The 1,772-nt window shown below is 61.6% G+C and carries 2 protein-coding genes; both read right to left on the bottom strand.

Annotated elements, in window-relative coordinates:
- On the bottom strand, nucleotides 1–183 hold a 183-nt coding region (locus SM757_RS34755), incomplete at its 3' end, for a DUF3364 domain-containing protein (protein ID WP_322468828.1).
- A gap of 127 nt (nucleotides 184–310) precedes the next feature.
- Nucleotides 311–1,771, bottom strand: a complete 1,461-nt coding sequence (nifD, locus tag SM757_RS34750) for a nitrogenase molybdenum-iron protein alpha chain (protein WP_066343491.1) — start codon at nucleotides 1,769–1,771, stop codon at nucleotides 311–313.
- Nucleotide 1,772 lies beyond the last annotated feature (1 nt).

The raw sequence follows: 1,772 nt of genomic DNA, 5'->3' as shown, positions 1-1,772 counted from the left end.
CGCTTCGCGGGCGAAGTTCTTTTCCTTGTACTCCTTGGACTTGGTCCAGTCGCGGATCTCGGCGATCTTGACCTCGGAGTGGTTGAACTCGAAGTTGGCCTTCTTGTTGGCGAACAGCTCCTGGTACTCCGGCTCGCGGAACAGCAGCTCGTGGTCCTTGATCTGGTCTGCGCTTTGGGGCATTTGAATCTCTCCAGTGACGTGATCTCAATGAGTTCCGTCACACCCGCGAAAGCGGGTGTCCACGAGTGCCGGGCAGCATCCCGGCGTTCGTGGATGCCCGCTTACGCGGGCATGACGAAGGTGTTGCTCAGGCCGCCTTTTTCCACGGGGCTTGCGTGAGCTTCCAGATCGGCGAGCTGATGGCCATGTCCATGTCACGCGCGAAGATGGCGAAGCCGTCGTAGCCGTGGTAGGGGCCGGAGTAGTCCCAGGAGTGCATCTGGCGGAAGGGCACGCCCATCTTCTGGAAGACGTACTTTTCCTTGATGCCCGAGCCCACGAGGTCGGGCTTGAGGCCCTCGACGAACTTCTCGAACTCGAAGCCGGTCACGTCGTCATAGATCAGCGTGGAGTCCTTGATGTAGTGCGTGGTGCGCTGGTAGTCGTCGTTGTGGGCGAACTCGTAGCCCGTGCCGACGATCTCCATGCCCAGGTCCTCGTAGGCGCCGATGACGTGGCGCGGGCGCAGGCCGCCCACGTACAGCATCACGGTCTTGCCTTGCAGGCGCGGCTTGTACTTGGCGATGACGGCGTCCACCATCGGCTGGTACTTGGCGATCACGGCCTCGGCGTTGGCCTTGATCTTGTCGTCGAAGTGGCTGGCGATGCTGCGCAGGCTCTCGGCGATCTTGGTGGGGCCGAAGAAGTTGTACTCGACCCAGGGAATGCCGTACTTCTCTTCCATGTGCCGGCTGATGTAGTTCATCGAGCGGTAGCAGTGGATGAGGTTGAGCTTGGCCTTGGGGGTGTTCTCCAGCTCGGCGATGGTGCCGTCGCCCGACCACTGGGCGATCACGCGCAGGCCGATCTCTTCGAGCAGGATGCGGCTGGACCAGGCGTCGCCACCGATGTTGTAGTCACCGATGATGGTGACGTCGTACGGGGTGCTCTCGAACTCGCGCTCTTTCTTGGTCGTGCCGTCGAAGACCCAGTCGCGGATGGCGTCGTTGGCCAGGTGGTGGCCCAGCGACTGCGACACGCCACGGAAGCCTTCGCAACGCACCGGGACGATGGTGTGGTTGCCGTGCTCCTTGCTCTTCTTCTTCGACACGGCTTCGATGTCGTCGCCGATCAGGCCGATGGGGCACTCCGACTGGATGGAGATGCCCTTGTTCAGCGGGAACAGGTCCTGGATCTCGTCGATGATCTTGTCGAGCTTCTTGTCGCCGCCGAAGACGATGTCCTTCTCCTGGAAGTCGGAGGTGAACTGCATCGTCACGAAGGTGTCCACACCGGTCACGCCGATGTAGTAGTTGCGCCGCGAGGCCCAGGAATACTGGCCGCAGCCCACGGGGCCGTGGGAGATGTGGATCATGTCCTTGATCGGGCCCCACACCACGCCCTTGGAGCCGGCGTAGGCGCAGCCGCGGATGGTCATGACACCCGGCAGGCTCTTGATGTTGGACTTGACGCCGCAGTCGGGCTTGCCCTCTTCATAGTTGTTGAGGTGCTTGGCGCGACGCTTGGCCATCTTCTCGGGATAGGCCTTCAGGACTTCATCGATCAAGGCCTTGTTGGCGGCCTTGCGCTCTTCAACGGTCATGCTCATG

The organism is Azohydromonas lata (assembly GCF_034427735.1).
Classification (GTDB): domain Bacteria; phylum Pseudomonadota; class Gammaproteobacteria; order Burkholderiales; family Burkholderiaceae_C; genus Azohydromonas; species Azohydromonas lata.
This window is presented reverse-complemented; position numbering and strand designations above follow the sequence as displayed.